We start from the raw sequence: 16,766 nt of genomic DNA on the forward strand, positions 1-16,766 counted from the left end.
CCGATCGTATCACAAATTTAAATAGTCCGCCTCGCGCGGATCCGGTATCCCTCCATGGAGCTCGCCTCACCGCTTCTCGCCCCATCGCTTTTCGCCCCACTCGCCTCATCGCTTCCCCCGTCACCCACACCCTTCGTCCCCCCGCGGACAGCCGAACTCTCGCGATGAGGCGGGTCGGTGCGTGGTCGTTCACGACGGTCCGCGGGCGGGTTCACGTCGCCCCCGACGAGCTTCGGGTCCATCGAAAGGTGACTCGCGTCGCCCGCAGCGTTCCGCGGGCGCTCGCGGCGGGACGGTTTCCGCGGGTGGTCCGGAGCGTCGGCTGGACCGGGATCCTCGCCGTCATGACGCTCGCCAGCGCCGCCCCGGGACTGATCTTCGACGACGTGGGCACCGGATCCCTGTTTCTGCCGGCACTCAGCGTGCTCACGGCGATCGGCGGCGTCGCCGTCGCCGTCGCCAGAAACCGCCGCACGGCGATCCCGCTCGACGACGTCGACCACGTGGCGTTCGAGGACGGGGCGCTGGTTATCGTACACGCTGACGGCGACGATGGGGACGGCGACGAAGGGGAGAAAGGAGAGAAAACCGGCGACGGCGGCGGTCGGGACCGAACGCGCGTCCGTCCGCTCGACGACGATGAGCGCGCCGACGCAGCGCTCGCCCTCCGGCTGCGCGGTGTCGATCTCCGCGGCGTCGAGGACGACGACGCCGTCTCCCGAACCGTCGTGGACGTGCCGAAGACGGAACTCGTCGCGTGACTCAGCGGACGTGGGCGCTCTCGCGGGCGACGACCTCGTACCCCTGCGCCGCGAGCGCGTCGGCGTAGTAGCGCTCGGCGACCAACCCCTGCGGGATTCGCCGGAGATCGAACCGCCGGGTCGGTTCGAGTTCGACATCGACGACCGTGCCGCCCGGTCGGACCGCTGAGTGCCGGTCGGAGTTTCCTTCCACCCGGTCCGCGTCCGCCGCCGCCGCGTCGCGGATCGTCACCGTGTACGCGCCCCAGGGCCGACCCTCCGCAGAGGCTTCCAGTTCGATGACGGCGAACGGATCGTCGTCGACGGCCTGATCGCCGTTCTCGGCCGTCCCCTCGACGACGTCGACGTCGAGATCGATCGCGGTCGATCGGAGCCCGAATAGGTACGAGAACTCGTAGGTCGCGCCGTCCCCGTCGTCGGGACGGATCTCGTCAGCGACGCCCCACTGGAAGGCGAGGATCGGCGGCGTCGCGCTCACGAAGGCCGAAACCACGTCCTCGGGTGACAACTCGGTGCGGAGCCGCGTCGTTCCGCGTCGGCGAAACAGCGGGATCCGGGCCACGATGACGAGCGCGACCCCGAGCGCCGGCCACAGCGAGAGCGCGGCGTAAGCGACGAGAAACGCACCCGCGGCGGCGAGGGCGATGAGCCACGCAGCCCTGCGCTCGATGCGATGGTACCGGCGCACGAGGGGAGCCACGCTCGTTCGGCGATCCGGTTGATCGGCGTCCGTGGAGGGCGAGGACATGCACGGCGCGTCGCCCGCGCGAGAAATGACCGTTGCGGTCGACGGTCGAACCGAGGACAGTTGCGGTCGAACCGAGGACAGTTGCGGTCGGCAGGAGATTCAGTCATCGACGGACGTCCGCCCGCAGATGCTCACGAGGTCGTGAAGGTCGTCGATCTCGTATGTGGGCTGACAGGAGAGATCGACGGAGCGACGGTGCGGTCGCCGAACGAACGCGGAGTCGATGCCGGCGTTGTCGGCGGCGCGGACGTCCGACTCGTTGTCGCCGACGAAAACGGCCGTGCCGGCGTCGAGGTCTTCGAGGGCGCGTTCGATGTAGTACGGAGAGGGCTTCTTCCGGGAAAGGCTGGCAATCGACGGCTCCCGTCCGTACGCGACCTCGAACTGTCCGGCGAGCCCGAAGTGGTCGAGGACGGCGTCGACGGTGGCCTGCTGGTTCGATGAGACGACGCCGAGGGAGGCGTCGAGGTACCGGAGCGCGTCCACGTCGTCGTAGGGGGTCTTCTGCCCCTTCCGCGCGGCGTCGACCTGCGCCGCCGAGGCGGTCTCGTCGCGGACTCGCCAGAACTCGGTCGGGTCGATCCCGTACCGGTCGCAGATGTCGGTCAGTGTCGCTGGATCGACACCCACGGCGACGTCGTCCACGTGCGCGAGGTCAGGATCTTCGACGCCGAGGCTCACGAACGCGTCCCAGGCGGCCTCCCGAAGCGTGTCGAACGCGGTCCGCCCGACGAGAACCCCGTCCTTATCGAAGACGACGGCGTCGTACACGGCACCACTTCCGTCGGTGACCGGCAAAAAGGTTTCACCGGGACAGCGCTCGGTTCGTCGAGCCGGATCGGACTCCCGCCGACAACGAGGCCTCCCGCACTTTCAATACCCGGCCCGTCGAACGTTCAGAGTGGACCATGAACATCGTTGATATCGCAGTGCCGGAATACGTCGAGGTGAACGCCGACGAGCGGCTCGCCAAGGTCCGTTCTATCTTCGAGCGGGAGAACCCAAAGGGGATCGTCGTCGTGGACGACGGCGAGTACGCCGGCGTGGTCGGGGAAAAACAGCTCATGCGCTCGCGCATGGAGGACGACACCAAGGTCACGGCCGTGATGAAGCCGGCACCGTCAGTGGACCGCCACGAGGACGTCCGCGAGACGGCACGGCTCCTCGTCGAGGGAGACGTCAAGATCGCGCCGGTCTACGAGGGCGAGAAGCTCTACGGTATCGTCACGGTCGACCAGATCCTCGAGGCCGTCATCGACAGTCTCGACGCGATCACCGTCGCCCAGATCGCGACGGAGGACGTGATCGGGATCAGTCAGAAGGACAGCGTCGGCCGCGCGATCAACCGCCTCCGCGAGAACGGGATCTCTCGGTTGCCAGCCCTCGACGAGGACGGTCAGCTCGTCGGCGTCGTCACCACCAACGACATCGTCGAGTTCGTCGTCCGCGACCAGGAGCGACAGGGCAGCGGCGACCGGGCCGGCGACATCGACCGGATGCTCGACATCCCCGTCTACGACATCATGTCGAGCCCCGTGGTCACCGCGACTGCCGACGAGACGGTTCAGGCCGTCGTCGAGCGGATGTTCGACAACGACGTCTCCGGTCTGGTCGTCACGCCGGGCGACACCGACACCGTCGCCGGAATGGTGACGAAGACCGACGTGTTGCGGGCGCTCACGTTCACCGAGGAGGACTCGATGGACGTGCAGATCACCAACGTCGACCTCCTGGACACGACCAACCGCGAGCACATCGTCGAGTCCATCGAGCAGGTCGTCGACAAGTACGCCGACATGCAGGTCATCCACGCGCACGTCCGATTCCACGCGCACAAGGAGAAGCTCCGCGGTACGCCCCTTATCCAGTGTCAGATCCGTCTCCGGACCAACGAGGGACAGGTCGGCGGCTCCGGCGAGGGCTACGGAGCCGAGCACGCGTTCCACGTCGCACTCGACAAGCTGGAGCGCAACGTCCTGGAGATCAAGGGCGTCAACGCGGACGAGGAGTACCGCGGCCAGCTCCTCCGCAAGCTCGGCGAACTGTGAGCCGATAGGCGGACCGCCGCGGAGCCGCTCGCCGCCGGCCGTCCACGATCGCTCGATGATCGAGGCAGTTCGCCTCGATTTCTCTGTTTCTCCGCGCGCTACGTCCGCATCGAATCGGTTTCGGCTACCCGTCCGCGCCTTCGGCGAGCCCGTCGGCGACGATCCGGAAGGCGGCCGTGTCGCCCGCGGGGGCCGAGCGGTGCTTCTCCAGCGTCGCCCGTCGGTTCCCGCCCCGGTAGCGGTCGACGCGAACGATCGCGCCGGTCCAGTGGTTGAGGGTGTTGCCGCCCAGCGCGCGGTCGCGATCGCCGTCCGGATCGGTGAACACCTGATTCGTGATCACGACGGCGAGGTCGTGACGGCGGGCCAGGGAGAGGAGGTGCGTCACTTGCGTTGCGACCTTCCGAAGGGACTCTCCGCCCTCCGTGTCGCCGGCGCGTTCGAGCCGGTAGAACCCGGTCGCGGAGTCCACCACGATCAACTCGACCTCCTCGGCGAGTTCCTCAGCGTCGCGGACCGCCTCCCGCTGGTCGTCGAAGTCGTACGCCTCCGTGATCACCAGCCGCGAGGCGATCTCCTCGACCGTCTCGTCGACGTCGGGTCGGTCGACCCGTCCCGCGGCCATCTGCTCGAATCGATCGATAGAGAGCCCTTCCGTGTCGATGTAGAGGGCGCGGTCGCCGGCGGCGGCGACTTCGACCGCCGCCGCCAGCGCGAGATTCGTCTTCCCGGCGGCTGGCGGGCCGTACACCTGGGAGACCACGCCGCGCTCGAACCCGCCGCCCAACAGCTCGTCGACCGGGCCGCAGCCGGTCGGGATCGGATCGGTCACGCTCGAACGTTCGCTCGGGTTCGTATTTAAACGGTCGATCGGTGCGGTCGCACGTGTTCTCCGACAGCGTCGCTGACGGGTGTCAGGTACGCACGTCGCGAAGTTGCGTGCGGATTCGCGTCGCGATCCGGGTCACGGATTGACGTCGCTGACGCACCGCTCGTCGGTGTTGAGAGTGTGAAAGAACGGATCAGTCGTCGATCACGCGGAGCGACGGCCGAGATCCGGAATTAGTTGCGAGTGAGGTTCGTTGCGCGCGGGCCCTTGGGAGACGACTCGATGTCGAACTCCACTTCTTGCCCCTCTTCGAGGTCCGGACCGCCGACGTCTTCCATGTGGAAGAACACGTCTTCGTCGTCGTCCACGCCGTCGTCGTCAGTCGAAATGAAACCGTAGCCGCCAGTGTCGTTGAAGAAGTCAACCTTACCGTTTGCCATTACAAACAGACATACACCCCGTTCGGGGATAACGCTTGCGAGGGTCTTGGTACCACGACGGTTCCGAACGCTCGACGTTCCCGCCGCGTCGCGGTCCGTCGAGGCTCGTCAAGGCTCGTCAAGGCCCGTCGAGGCTCGTCAAGGCCCGTCGAGGCTCGTCAAGGCCCGTCGAAGCCCGCATAGATTCCGATCGGCCGCGACTCGGCTGTGTTCACCGCGTGCAACCAGCCGCGAGGTTCATTTACGAGCGTCCACGTAGCTAGGCGTAACCACATGGATCGCCGCACCTACCTTCGGTCGTTCACCGCCGCCACCGGTGTCACCGCCGCCACCGCAGCCGCGGGCTGTCTCGGCGCACTCGGGGAGTCCGGTGCCGAGGGGACGATACTCGATCCGCCCGAACGGGATCTGAGCGAGGCGTCCCACCCGAGTTACGGCGACGAGATGCCCGCGTTCACCGCCCCCGACCCGATCGCGGGCGAGGAGGTGTCGGTCGCCGACTTCGAGGGCGAGCGGGCGGTGCTGTGGACTTCCTTCTACACGAACTGTCCCGACGGCGTCTGTCCCGCGCTCATCCTCCGACTCCGCCGGGCGCAGGCGGCCGCCGCGGAGCAAGGATACGGCGACGAGTCCGCGTTCCTCTCGCTCACGTTCGATCCCGAGCGCGACACCGAGGCGGTGCTCCGGGAGTACGCCGGCCAGCAGGGCGTCGATCTCGACGCCGGTAACTGGCACTTCCTCCGCCCGGAGAGCTACGAGGCGGGACAGGACCTCTTGGACGAGCACTTCGGGCTCGTGATCGAAAAGCAGCCCGCGGACGACTACGAGAACCTGGAGTACCAGTTCCCGCACTACGGCCTCATTTTGCTCGTCAACAAACAGGGGATCGTCGAGCGTGCGTACCCGAGGGGGCCGCAGACGGACGTCGAGGCGCTCGTGAGCGACTTCGAGCGGGTGGTCACCGCGTGAGGCGTCGTCACCTCCTCGCCGGAATCGCGAGCCTCGGAACCCTCGGCGGTGCCGGAGCCGTCGCGACCGGGAACGCTCCCGACGCACTCGGACTCGGCGGCGAGGGTGCGCGAGGAGGGAACGGTGAAGACGGTGACGACGAGGGGACGATCGAGCCGACGACGATCCCCACTATCGAGGCTCCCGGCAGTAGGGACGATGAGGTCGCTATCCCGGCCGAAGGACAGGCCACGTTCGTCGATTTCTTCGGGACGTGGTGTCCGCCCTGCGAGGAGCAGATGCCGGCGCTCGGGGAGGCCGCGGACCGGATCGGCGACGAGGTCAGGTTCGTGTCGGTCACGACGGAGGACGTGGGGGGATCCGTGACGGAGGAGGCGGTTGTCGACTGGTGGCGATCGAACGACGGCGACTGGCTCGTGGCCGCGGACACCACCGCCGAACTCGCGGCGAAGCTCGGCGTGAACGGCTATCCCTACGCAGTCGCGCTCGACGCGACCGGACGTATCGCGTGGTCCGGCTCCGGGACGCACACCGCCGACGAGATCGTCGCCGGCATCGAGAATGCACTCGACCGATGAGAGAGTACTTCGACCGATGAGGAGGCACCTCGAACGATGACCGGTGCGTCGCTCGCGACCAACGTTCCGTTTGCACTCACCGCGGGCGTGGCGACGTTCTTCTCGCCGTGCGCGTACCCGCTGTTACCGGGGTACGTCGGCTTTTACGTGAACTCTGTCGACGCCGAGAGCGCGTCGGTGTCGGGGGCGGGAGTTCGCGGCGTCGCCGCCGGGATCGGCGTGCTCGCGACGTTCGCCCTCCTCGCCGGTGCGACCGTGCGAATCGGCCACTCCACGCTCTCGAACATCACCGTCTTCGAGACGCTGGTCGGCGGGCTGCTCGTTGCCTTCGGCCTGCTCGTGGTCTTCGGGCGGGCTCCGTCGCTGTCGGTGTCGCTCCCGAAGCGCCGGTCGAGCGTGCTCGGATTCGGACTCTTCGGCGCGGGGTACGCGCTGGCGGGCGCGGGCTGTGTCGCACCAATCTTCCTCGCAGTTATCGCCCGAGCCATCGCGCTGCCGACCGAGACTGCGACGCTCGTGCTCGCCGTCTACGCCGGGGTCGTCGCCGTGCTGATGGCGGCCACGACGGTCGCCACCGGCGTCGGGCTGATCAGCAACGCGAACCGCGTGATGGCACACGCCGGAACAGTAAAGCGGGTCGCCGGCGCGGTGATGGTGATCGCCGGGATCGGCCAACTCTACCTCTCGCTGGTCGTCTACTGACCGTCCGAGTCCACACCGTCGGCTCTGTTGAAATCCTCCGCCAGTGACATATTCTGTCCTGATTACGGTCAATACAGGAACAGCGGCGAGCGATTTCGGGAGTGGGTGTTGCAGACCGCCGCCGGCGACGCGGTAGATAAAAGAGAACACGCGGCAGCGACGGCTGCTTATAACTGATCGAGGCAGTGGCGCGCCTCCGAGCGGCCGACTGGCCGCGAGTAGGGAGGGACCGAAGGTCCCTCTGACAGCCGGCGCACAGCGCCGGCGAGAGCCCGCGAGGGACGCGGTGAGCGCTCGGAGAGCGCGAACCGCGAGGCTGGGGAGGCGTGAGGTGCGGAGCGGTTGCGGTGCGGGGCGGGGTTCAAAGGGGCAGTCGCCGGCGCTACCCGCCGGCGAAAGCGAGGCGCGAAGCGCCTCTGGCAGCGAGGGACACAGTCCCTCGGGCAACCGGGCTTCGCCCGGTGACAGCCGGACGTAGTCCGGCGACACCGCAGCGAAGGAGCGCAGCGGGTGACGAGGAGCACAGCGAGCGTGCGCCCGCCTCGCGGCTGCCCCTTTGAAGGTGTTCACCGCGCTGTCAACAACAACCACTTATAATCAATCACCGAGGGAAACACAGCAGTTCACTGCGCCAGCAACACCACTCGATCACTTATAAACGGCCTCTCAACCGCACTGAGATCCCCACTTCCGACATCGATCAGTGAGCTTGTCTCGATATTCCGCGGAAGGTACAAACCGTTCGTCGTTCAACTGTGATGTATGTCATCGTCGCTCGCGGACAAATCGGTCGAACCGTCGGAGGAGGAGGACGAGCCGCTGACCGGAGACGAGTACGCCACGTACCTCGACGAACTCGGGGACGCGTGGGAGGTCGTCGACGACCACCACCTCGAAGCGACCTACGAGTTCGACGACTTCGCGGACGCGCTGGCGTTCACGAACGAAGTCGGCGAGCTCGCCGAGGCGGAGTGGCACCACCCGGATCTGCACCTCTCGTGGGGCGAAGTCGGCGTCGAGATGTGGAGCCACGACATCGGCGGACTCCACGAGTCTGACTTCGTGATGGCGGCGCGGATGGACCGGATATACGGAGGGTACACGGGCGAGTGAGACGGGTGAGTCACCCGTCGACGCCCGACCGTCGCGGGCTCACCAACGAACGGGTTTAAAACCCTCCCGGCGAAAGTGAGGGCAATGAGCGCGAACGTCTTCCTGGTCCCGATCGACCCGGAGAACTTCGATCGAACGGTCCGGTCCGCGGTCGACCTCACCGAGTACGACGACCGCCCGGACGCCCTCGCCGATGTCGACGAGGCCCGCCTCTGGGCCGTCGATGACGACAGCGGCAACGGCTCCACGTTCGAGCGGATGGCGGAGGGCGATCTCCTGTTGTTCTACCACGACGACGAGTACCTCGCGACCGGTCGCGTCGGAACGACCTTCGAGGACGACGACCGCTGGGTCAGCGGCACGTTCTGGACCGCCTTCCCGACGACCCGCGTGTACACCGTCACCGATTTCGCCGCCGTCTCCGCTCCGAAGCGCGCCGTCAACACGATCTTCGATTACTCCGAATCGTACACGCCCGGATTCATGCGCGTCGCCGACGGCCGCGTCAACGCCGAGCTCTCCTCGATCGAATCGGCGCTCGACCACTACACGAAGCGGAACGCCTGAGTCCGCCGTCGCCCGTTATTCTCGGCCCGTCCAGCGTCAGACTGCCTCGAACAGCGCCTCGTAGGCGGGAGCGTAGCGCTCCGCCACCCGTCCAGGGTCGCTCCGCTCGTCGCCCCCGAGCGCCGGTAGCCCGACGGTCGCGACCGGCTCTATCATCTCGGTCACCGCGTCCGTGTGCTCCTCCATCGTCCCCTCACGGGGGCTCCCGGACGCGACGGCGCGAGCCTTCGCGTATCGGTCGCCGGCGTAGATCCGCGCCCGACCGGGATCGACGACGGCGACCGCATCGGGCTCGGCCGGGCCGTCGCGCGGAAGCGGCGCGGCGACGTCGGCGTACGACTCGACGACGACGGGGACAGGCGAGTCGGCGACCTGCTCCGCCACCCGATCGAACGCGGGGAGGTACTCGTCGGCCATCACGTCGTTGAGCGCGGCGACGTCGTCGACACGAGCCGCCTCCGTGAGCGGGAGCCGATCGGTGAGCGAGTCGGGGAGGAGTCCCGCCTCCTCGGCCGCACCGTTGACGACGAACCGAGTGTCATTCGCGGTCGTGACGCGGTCACAGAGGAACGTCCGATCAGGGTCGCCCAACATGCCGGTCCGGCCCGGCGTCGGCCGCCAGAGCCGGTGAACGGGGTTGAGAGATTCCGGTGTAATCGCCTCGTGGTCCGCCGCGAGCGGTCGAGTGCTCGCGGCCGCGAGCTTTCGCGCGTCCTTCCCGTAGAGCCGACCCGAGTCGGTCGCGATCCGGCAGTCGTCGTGGTCGAACCAGAAGTCGTTGCCGGCACGGGGTTTGACGCCGATAGCATCGCCGGCGCGGGCCGCGAGGCTCGCGACTAATCCGGCCGCGAACGTCGTCTTACCGGCATCGACGCGGGTGCTGCCGGCGACGAGCAGAACCGGCGGGGTTTCGGTTCGGACCCCAGTCACGCGTTCTCGCCGCTACCGTCGGCGTCGTCGAGTGCGTGCTCAGCGACTCCGTAGTAGCCCGGGCCGTCGTCTTCGAGGGGTTCGGCGATCACCATGTCTTCGGCGTGGGTCATCACCCACGGGATCGCCCAGTCGATCAGGACGGCCTCGGTGTCCGGGCCGACCTCGGCGTCCGGTTCCAGCCCCTGGAGGAGCCGGGCTATCTCCGGGACGGTGTACATGAGATCCGGCTCGAACAGTTCCGTCGGCTCGTAGAAGTCACACGGGTACGTCGCGTCGAACGTCGACTTCGGTTCGGGCATGCCCGGCGGTAGGCAGGCCGCTCCGTAAACGCTGCCGATACGCATGAGATCGTTGCGGTGGTTACGGTCGTTGCGGTCGTTGCGGTCGTTGCGGTCGTCACTCTCGGGGGCTTCGTCGTCGAAAAAATTCGGGATTCGACGCGCGGGTCGCAGCGCGTCCGTCGGGGTTACTCGAACAGCTCGACGGCCTGCTCGTAGCGATCGGCGGGCTCGTTCCAGTCGACGACCTCAAAGAAGTTGTCGACGAACTCGCCGCGGGCCGGGCCGTAGTCGTGGTAGTAGGAGTGCTCCCAGACGTCCAGCGCGAGGATCGGGTGGCCGCCCCAGATAGCGCCCTGGTCGTGCTTGTCGACCACGACGTTGCGAAGCTGGTTCGAGAACGTGTCGTACACCAGAAGCGCCCAGCCGCCGGCCGCGGAGGCCGCCGCCTCGAACTCGCCCTTCCAAGCGTCGTACGAGCCGAAGTCCTCTGCGATGCGGTCAGCGAGCGCCCCCTCGGGCTCGTCGCCGCCCTCGGGCGACATGTTCTGCCAGAACAGGTCGTGGAGGATGTGCCCCGAGGAGTTGTGGGTCACGTTTCGGATGGCACCGCCAGACGAGGAGAAGTCGCCGGCTTCGCGATTGGCTTCGAGCGTTTCCTCGGCGGAATTCCAGCCATTCACGTAGCCCTGGTGGTGGGTGTCGTGATGCCATTCGAGAACCTGCTCGGAGATGTGCGGTTCCAGCGCGTCGTAGTCGTACGGAAGCGGATCGAGTTCGTAGCTCATTTGTATCTCACCTGTCTCGATCATGTTCCGGAAACCTGTTAAAGATAATGCGTGTCGTGATACCATACACCACCGAACGTGAGTGTTACCGCGGTCCACCGCCCGCGAGCGATAGCTTTGCGGTTCGGGTCGGATCACAACCGGCCGCGCAGCCGCCTTCGCTGCGGCTCGCGAAGTAGGGAGTAATCGAAATGGGTTGCTCCGGCTCGGCTGAGATCCTATTCTTCGATATCTGTTTGTTCGAACCAGTTGGACGCTGAACGGTGGCCCTAGATTGAGTGCGAGAATGAATGTCTCAATTCGGTGGAGTGGTCGTTTATAAGTGAATGAGTGGTGTTGTTGGCGGCTGTTTATATATTGTTGACTGCGCGGTGAATCGCCCAATGTCTGGCGTTGATTGCTTATAAATGGTTGTCGACAGCGCGGTGAACACGTCCAAAGCCCCAGCCGTGAGGCGGTCCCTTTGAGTCCTACCCAAACAGCGCCGCACCTCACACCTCCCCAGCCTCGTCGCCGGCGCTGTGCGCCGGCTGCCAGAGGCGCTCCGCGCCTCGCTGCCGCGGCCGCTTATAAGCGGCCGCGGGCTTTCTCGCGGGCTCCTCGCGGCCGACTGGCCGCTCGGAGGCGCGCCACTGCCTCGATCAGTTATAAGCAGCCGTCGCTGGCGCGCTTATCGCTTTTATCTACCGCGTTGCTATCGGCTGTCTGCAACACCCACTCCCGTAGTCCATCGATCGAGAGCCGATCGTCAACGAACAGCCGTCTAGAGCATCGGATTCCAGCGGATCTTTTACTGTCGATTGGTTTGTCTTCGGCGGAGTTGATCCCCGGACGAGGGTTCAGAATCGAACGAATCGTCCCAAGCCAGGGCAGGGATTTGAACCCCGGAAGTCTCGATTACAAGTCGAGTGCATGAACCGCCCATGCTCCCCTGGCGCAGGCGGGCGTACTCGGTCCGGGTATGAGTGCGTGTCGTTTTCGGCGAACGCCTCGCCCCGTGCGGTCACCCCGGCTACTCGCCATGCCTCCGGTCCACCAGCTTTCGACCACCAGCTTCCGACCACCTCACACCTCTCTCTCGTCTCCCGCTTCCGGACCGGCCGTCTCGGCCCCCAGCGACTTCGTCATCTCGACGCGGTGAGTCTCGTATCCCCGGTCGGCGTAGAACCCGCGGGCCCGGCCGTTGGCCGCGAGCGCCTCCAGCGCGACGGTCTCGGCACCAGCCTCTCGGAGGGCGTCCTCGGCCGCGCACAACAGTTCGGCTCCGATCCCCTCGCCGCGCCGATCGGGAACCACGAACAGGTTGCTCACCGTGCCGCGCGTCCGATCGCGGTCGTACCCGCCGCGGTCCAGCGAGAACCCGACGAATCCGACCGGTTCGCCGTGGCCGTCATCCGAGCGACCCCCGTCGGGGTCGCTATCATCCCCGGCGTAGCCGTCTGCACTTCTCCCGTCGTCGATATCGGCGGCGGATCCTTCCTCGCGAGCAACGAGCAGCTCACCGGTGACGACGGAGCGCGCGACCCACTCCCGCACAGCGTTTCGATTCTCCTCGGCGAGCAGCGTGGACCCGTGACGCCGCTGGCCCGCGGCGAGCGCGATCCAGAGGTCGGTGACGCGGTCCACGTCGGCCGCGGTCGCGGTCGTGACGCGCACTCGATCGCTGTCGGCCATTCGGTGTCCGTTCGTCTCGGCGGGTGTTGAGTCTACTGGCGGCGGGCTGCTACGCCCGCGCCGACCAATCCGGTTCGCGGTGGTGGCGGTGGCACGAGTCGTGACGGTTGCACGCGGCGTCGCGCTGATGCGAGTCGTGGCGGTGTCCCGAACCACCGCAACCGTCCGGAGTCACACGTCACGGCAGTCCGGACAGACGGCCTGTCCGTTGGCGGTCACGAGATCGGGCGCGAGCGCGCCGCAGTTTTCACACACCCCCTGTGTCGCCGACCCGGAGGCGTCCGTCGAGGACGCTCCCACGGTGGGATCCGCGCCGCCGTCGATCCCCATCACTGGTCCGTCTGACCGTCGGGACTCTGCGACTCGCGCCTCGTCGGCAATGGACTCGCGGGCCCCGTCCCCCGTCCGTGGTGCGCCCGCGGCCAGCGCGTCGCTCGCGGTGACGACCCCGACCGCTTGGCCGTCGTCGACCGCCACGACCCGATCGACGCCTTCGGCGACGAGCCGCTCCTCGACCACCGCGAGCGCGTCGTCGGGCGTGACCGTCGGGAGCGGTGGCCCCATGACCGATCCGACCGTTGGTCCGCCTTCGTCTTTTGGCCCGTCTCCCGCCCCCTCCGTGGCGACGACGCCGACATCGAGGAGCGCCCCGAGGGCGTCCCGACAGCCGAGTCGCCCGACGGACTCGCCGCCGCGGAGGACGATCAGGCAGTCGGTCCCCTCCTCGACCAGCAGCTCCGCCGCATCCGCCAGCGGATCCGACTCGCTCACGCCGAGGAACTCGCGATGCATCACGTCCCGAACCGTGGTGTCTGTTCGCATACGACGTGGATCCGGCCCGAACGGCTAAAAGCTGCCCCCGACACGGTTTTACCGAATCCCACCGTAGACGAGTGATCGGCAGGGAAACGGCGCGGTGGCGGTGCGGAGGCAGTACGGAAATGGTGCGGTGGTGGCGGTGCGGAAACGGTGCGGAAACGGTGCGGTGCGGAAACGGTGCGGTGGTGGCGCTCGATTGTCGCGGGTCCCGTCGAGAAGAGGAGGCTTCAAACCCTCCGACGCCCGAGCGGTGACATGGCGATTCCCTCGTTCGTGATCGGGATCGCGGGGGGGACCGGCGCGGGAAAGACGACCGTCTCCCGGCTCGTCACCCGCGATCTCGGCGACAGCGTCACCCGCATCCCGCTGGACAACTACTACGAGGACCTCTCGCACCTCGATTTCGAAGAGCGGGAGTCCGTCAACTACGACCACCCGGCGGCGTTCGAGTGGGCGCTGCTCCGCGAGCACCTCGAGTCCCTGCTGCAGGGCCAGGCCGTCGAGATGCCGCAGTACGACTTCGAGATCCACAACCGGAAGAACGACCGGATTACGGTGGAACCGACCGACGTCATCGTGCTCGAAGGCATCCTCGCGCTGTACGACGAGGCCATAAACGAGATGATGGATCTCCGGCTGTTCGTCGAGACCGACGCCGACGTCCGCATCCTCCGCCGGATACGCCGGGACGTCATCGAGCGCGGCCGCGACCTGGAGGGCGTCATCGACCAGTACCTCTCGACGGTGAAGCCCATGCACGAGCAGTTCATCGAGCCGTCGAAAAAGCACGCCGACGTCATCATCCCCGAGGGGGCCAACAGCGTCGCGGTGAACCTCCTCGAAGAGAAGCTCCGGGCCGAGGTCGAGGGCGACGCCGTCCGGAGTTGGGAGCGCGGAAGTTTGGAGGAGGAGCTCGGCGAGAAGCGCTCGCTCGACATCGACGGCGACGACTGAACCGGATCGGCTTCATCGAGGGATTTGACGGCTCCCGTATTCCGACTCGTTCTTGGCTCACGCAGGAATAGCGGCGGTCTATTCCGGGAGTAGGTATTGCACGCGGTTGATGTGGTCATTTATAAGTGAGAGAGTGGTGTTGCCGGCGGCTGTGTATATATCGTTGTTGACGCGGTGAATCGCTGTGTTTCTGGCGTTGATCGCTTATATCTCGTCGACGGCGCGGTGAACTCCTCCAAAGCCCCAGCCGCGAGGCGGTCCCTTTGAGTCCCTCCCCGCACCGCGCCGCCCCGCACCTCACACCTCCCCAGCCTCGTCGCCGGCGGCTCCGCCGCCGGCTGCCAGAGGCGCTCCGCGCCTCGCTGCCGCGGCCGCTTATAAGCGGCCGCGGGCTCCCTCGCGGGCTCCTCACGGGCCGATGGCCCGCTCGGAGGCGCGCCACCGCCTCGGTGATTTATAAGCAATCGTCGCTGTCGTGCTCGTCATTTTAAATACCGCGTTGCTATTGGCGGTCTGCAATACCCACTCCCGTAATCGATCTGGCGCTGCTCGTCGACGAACAGCCGCGGGTTCGGCATTGACACTTGGGGGTACCGCTTATCGCCGCCGGCTCGCCACCCGTTCCTCTGCGGTCTCCGCGCTGACGACCTCGTAGAGAATCGCCCGCCCGTCGTCCTCCTTGGGGCGGAGCACCCGTCCGAGCCGCTGGGTGAACTCCCGTTCGCTGCCCGACCCGGAGAGCACGACGGCGACGTTTGCGTCGGGCACGTCGACACCCTCATCGAGCACGTTGGCGGCGACGACTCGGCCGTAGGTTCCCTCGCGGAAGCGTTTCAGGATCTCTCGGCGCTCTTTTGCACCCGTCTCGGCCGTGATCGCGGGCAGGAGGAACCGCTCGGAGAGGCGGTAGACGAGGTCGGTGTGGGCGGTGAAGACGATCACGCGGTCGTCGCGGTGCCGGTCGAAGATCGCTTCGAGGCGGTCGACCTTGCGGCTCGCGTTCATCATGATCTCTCGCGCCTCCTGTTTCGCCAACAGGGCCTCACGCGCGGCCGGGTCATTGCCGGAACGCTTGACGAGTTCCTGATAGTCGCTCCCGCTCGTGAACGTGATCCCGGCGTCGCGGACGTACTCCACGAAGGTCCCCTGCTTCTCGTCGTAGCGCTCGCGCTCCTCGGCCGTCAGTTCGACCTCGATCCGACGGATGTCGTAGGGGGCGAGGTGATCCCCGGCGAGGTCGTCGACGTCGAGGGCGTACACGCGGTCGCCGATCAGCTCCGCGACCGCCTCGTGGGCACCGTCCGGACGCTCGAACGTCGCGGTGAGGCCGAGACGGGCTGGTGCCGCGAGCAGCCGCGCCACGTCCCGGAACCCCTCGCCGCCGAGGTGGTGGACCTCGTCGAAGACGACGAGCTCGAAGGCGTCGCCGACGTCCTCGGCCTTCAGGTACGCGGAGTCGTACGTCGACACCGTGATCGCTTCGCGCCGCTGTTCGCCGCCCCCGAACCGACCGATCGGCACGTCGAACTCCGCCGCCAGCTCCCGCTGCCACTGATCGAGGAGGTCGACCGTCGGCACGACGACGAGCGTCGGTACGCCGAGCTCGACGATCGCGCGGATCGCGATCACGGTCTTGCCGGCACCGGTCGGCAGTTCCAGGACGCCGCGGTCGCCGGCGTCCCGCCACGCCGCAAGGGCCTCACGTTGGTACTCGCGGAGGTCGTAGTCGGTCGAGAGCCCGGACGCGAGCGACGACTCCGCGGCCGCGCGGTCGCTCGCGTCGAGGACGCGATCGTCGACGCTCGCGCCGGCGACGGCGAGCGCGCGCCGGATCGCGGCGTAGCGGTACGCCGGCGCGCGGGCGGTCCCGGAGCGAGGATCGGCCTCGACGCCCGGCAGCGGCGGGAGCGACTCGAGAGCGTCGCCGTCGGCGTCGAGGACGTCGCTGTCGGTGGAGGACTTCTCGCCGGCGTCGACCCGAATCGTCCCGTTCTCGTAGGTCAGCCGGACGTTCATCGACGGAGGTTGCCCCCCGACTCACAAATGGGCACCGGCTCAGTCCGCCGCCGCAGTCGAGTCGCTTCCGGTGTGGGTCGCGGCGATCCCGTGCGACGGCCTGAGGGGATCCTCGCCGGCGACGCCCCCAAGTGCTTCGCCGCCGAACGGCGGGACATGAGCCTCGTTGGATCCCTCGTCACGTTCGTCGTCGGTCTGCTCGTCGGCGGGCTGGCGATCTACGTCGCCGCCGCCGTCGTCACCGACACGCGAAGCTACGGGCGTGCCGTGTTCACGGCGCTGTTCGGCGCTATCGTCTGGGGGCTCGCCGCCTTCTTCCTCTCGTGGATCCCGCTCGTCGGCGAATTCGCTCCGCTCGTCGTGTGGATCTGGCTGATCCGTCGGCGGTACGACACCTCGTGGCCCCAGGCCGGGATCGTCGGGTTCATCGCGTGGGCGGCGGCGGTCCTCGCGCTGGCCGTGCTCCCGTTCGCGGGCGTCACCGACGCGGTCGGCGTCCCGTTCGTCCGGTCGGTCGGGATCGTCTGAGGCCGTCGTTCATCCGGTGGT

Annotated in this window: 19 protein-coding genes and 1 tRNA gene; 9 read left to right on the forward strand and 11 right to left on the reverse strand. The window is 67.3% G+C overall.

The window, feature by feature from the left end:
• Positions 1-164: 164 nt before the first annotated feature.
• The gene (locus ACFQEY_RS15260; protein WP_379770193.1) at positions 165-761 is read left to right on the forward strand and encodes a hypothetical protein; all 597 of its coding nucleotides are present in this window, start codon (positions 165-167) and stop codon (positions 759-761) included.
• Position 762: 1 nt separating this feature from the next.
• On the opposite strand, the gene ACFQEY_RS15265 is transcribed toward ACFQEY_RS15260, so the two are convergent.
• Both ACFQEY_RS15265 and ACFQEY_RS15270 read right to left on the reverse strand, forming a co-directional pair.
• Positions 763-1,509, reverse strand: a complete 747-nt coding sequence (locus ACFQEY_RS15265) for a hypothetical protein (protein WP_379770195.1) — start codon at positions 1,507-1,509, stop codon at positions 763-765.
• 99 nt (positions 1,510-1,608) lie between these two features.
• Positions 1,609-2,280, reverse strand: coding sequence for an HAD family hydrolase (locus tag ACFQEY_RS15270; RefSeq protein ID WP_379770197.1), 672 nt, complete (start codon positions 2,278-2,280; stop codon positions 1,609-1,611).
• Between the two features lie 137 nt (positions 2,281-2,417).
• On the opposite strand from ACFQEY_RS15270, the gene ACFQEY_RS15275 reads away from it, so the two are divergent.
• Positions 2,418-3,557 carry a CBS domain-containing protein gene (locus ACFQEY_RS15275; RefSeq protein WP_379770199.1) on the forward strand — a complete coding sequence of 380 codons (1,140 nt, stop codon included), beginning with the start codon at positions 2,418-2,420 and terminating at the stop codon, positions 3,555-3,557.
• Positions 3,558-3,681: 124 nt separating this feature from the next.
• Here the strand turns inward: ACFQEY_RS15275 and radB are convergent, their stop codons facing one another.
• Both radB and ACFQEY_RS15285 read right to left on the reverse strand, forming a co-directional pair.
• Entirely contained in the window at positions 3,682-4,389 is a 708-nt protein-coding gene (gene radB, locus ACFQEY_RS15280) for a DNA repair and recombination protein RadB (RefSeq protein WP_379770201.1), read from the reverse strand.
• A 230-nt stretch (positions 4,390-4,619) separates the two neighbouring features.
• Positions 4,620-4,826 (reverse strand): cold-shock protein, encoded by a 207-nt coding sequence (locus ACFQEY_RS15285; RefSeq protein ID WP_008000225.1) that lies wholly within the window; start codon positions 4,824-4,826, stop codon positions 4,620-4,622.
• A gap of 273 nt (positions 4,827-5,099) precedes the next feature.
• Between ACFQEY_RS15285 and ACFQEY_RS15290 the strand changes: the two genes are divergently transcribed.
• The 5 genes from ACFQEY_RS15290 (at position 5,100) to ACFQEY_RS15310 (ending at position 8,755) form a co-directional block, all read left to right on the forward strand.
• A complete protein-coding gene (locus ACFQEY_RS15290) occupies positions 5,100-5,795 on the forward strand; it encodes an SCO family protein (RefSeq protein WP_379770203.1) in 696 nt (231 codons plus the stop codon).
• The gene (locus ACFQEY_RS15295) at positions 5,792-6,373 is read left to right on the forward strand and encodes a TlpA family protein disulfide reductase (protein WP_379770205.1); all 582 of its coding nucleotides are present in this window, start codon (positions 5,792-5,794) and stop codon (positions 6,371-6,373) included. Before ACFQEY_RS15290 ends, ACFQEY_RS15295 begins: the two co-directional genes overlap by 4 nt.
• A 36-nt stretch (positions 6,374-6,409) precedes the next feature.
• Complete coding sequence (locus ACFQEY_RS15300; protein WP_379770207.1) at positions 6,410-7,075, forward strand: cytochrome c biogenesis CcdA family protein; 666 nt, start codon at positions 6,410-6,412, stop codon at positions 7,073-7,075.
• A 762-nt stretch (positions 7,076-7,837) separates the two neighbouring features.
• Positions 7,838-8,188 carry a 4a-hydroxytetrahydrobiopterin dehydratase gene (locus ACFQEY_RS15305; protein WP_379770210.1) on the forward strand — a complete coding sequence of 117 codons (351 nt, stop codon included), beginning with the start codon at positions 7,838-7,840 and terminating at the stop codon, positions 8,186-8,188.
• Between the two features lie 84 nt (positions 8,189-8,272).
• The gene (locus ACFQEY_RS15310; RefSeq protein WP_379770213.1) at positions 8,273-8,755 is read left to right on the forward strand and encodes a hypothetical protein; all 483 of its coding nucleotides are present in this window, start codon (positions 8,273-8,275) and stop codon (positions 8,753-8,755) included.
• A 36-nt stretch (positions 8,756-8,791) separates the two neighbouring features.
• Here ACFQEY_RS15310 and ACFQEY_RS15315 read toward each other — a convergent pair whose 3' ends face one another.
• From ACFQEY_RS15315 to ACFQEY_RS15340, 6 genes are all read right to left on the reverse strand, one after another.
• Positions 8,792-9,685 carry an ATPase gene (locus ACFQEY_RS15315; RefSeq protein WP_379770216.1) on the reverse strand — a complete coding sequence of 298 codons (894 nt, stop codon included), beginning with the start codon at positions 9,683-9,685 and terminating at the stop codon, positions 8,792-8,794.
• A complete protein-coding gene (locus tag ACFQEY_RS15320; protein ID WP_379770218.1) occupies positions 9,682-9,987 on the reverse strand; it encodes a DUF5827 family protein in 306 nt (101 codons plus the stop codon). The genes ACFQEY_RS15315 and ACFQEY_RS15320 overlap by 4 nt, the downstream gene beginning before the upstream one ends.
• A gap of 167 nt (positions 9,988-10,154) precedes the next feature.
• Complete coding sequence (gene sod / locus ACFQEY_RS15325) at positions 10,155-10,754, reverse strand: superoxide dismutase (protein WP_379770221.1); 600 nt, start codon at positions 10,752-10,754, stop codon at positions 10,155-10,157.
• Positions 10,755-11,616: 862 nt separating this feature from the next.
• Positions 11,617-11,690: transfer RNA gene (locus tag ACFQEY_RS15330), tRNA-Thr, on the reverse strand.
• 129 nt (positions 11,691-11,819) lie between these two features.
• On the reverse strand, positions 11,820-12,428 hold the full coding sequence (locus tag ACFQEY_RS15335; protein ID WP_379770223.1) for a GNAT family N-acetyltransferase: 609 nt from the start codon (positions 12,426-12,428) through the stop codon (positions 11,820-11,822).
• 171 nt (positions 12,429-12,599) lie between these two features.
• Positions 12,600-13,250 (reverse strand): CBS domain-containing protein, encoded by a 651-nt coding sequence (locus ACFQEY_RS15340; RefSeq protein ID WP_379770225.1) that lies wholly within the window; start codon positions 13,248-13,250, stop codon positions 12,600-12,602.
• A gap of 252 nt (positions 13,251-13,502) precedes the next feature.
• Between ACFQEY_RS15340 and udk the strand changes: the two genes are divergently transcribed.
• Positions 13,503-14,201 carry a uridine kinase gene (gene udk / locus ACFQEY_RS15345; RefSeq protein WP_379770228.1) on the forward strand — a complete coding sequence of 233 codons (699 nt, stop codon included), beginning with the start codon at positions 13,503-13,505 and terminating at the stop codon, positions 14,199-14,201.
• 597 nt (positions 14,202-14,798) lie between these two features.
• Here udk and ACFQEY_RS15350 read toward each other — a convergent pair.
• A complete protein-coding gene (locus ACFQEY_RS15350; RefSeq protein WP_379770231.1) occupies positions 14,799-16,217 on the reverse strand; it encodes a DEAD/DEAH box helicase in 1,419 nt (472 codons plus the stop codon).
• 156 nt (positions 16,218-16,373) lie between these two features.
• Here ACFQEY_RS15350 and ACFQEY_RS15355 point away from each other — a divergent pair, with 156 nt between their 5' ends.
• Positions 16,374-16,745, forward strand: coding sequence for a hypothetical protein (locus ACFQEY_RS15355; RefSeq protein ID WP_379770941.1), 372 nt, complete (start codon positions 16,374-16,376; stop codon positions 16,743-16,745).
• The last annotated feature ends 21 nt before the right edge of the window (positions 16,746-16,766 follow it).

Origin of the sequence: Halorubrum trueperi (genome assembly GCF_042662525.1) — an archaeon.
Taxonomy (GTDB): Archaea; Halobacteriota; Halobacteria; order Halobacteriales; family Haloferacaceae; genus Halorubrum; species Halorubrum trueperi.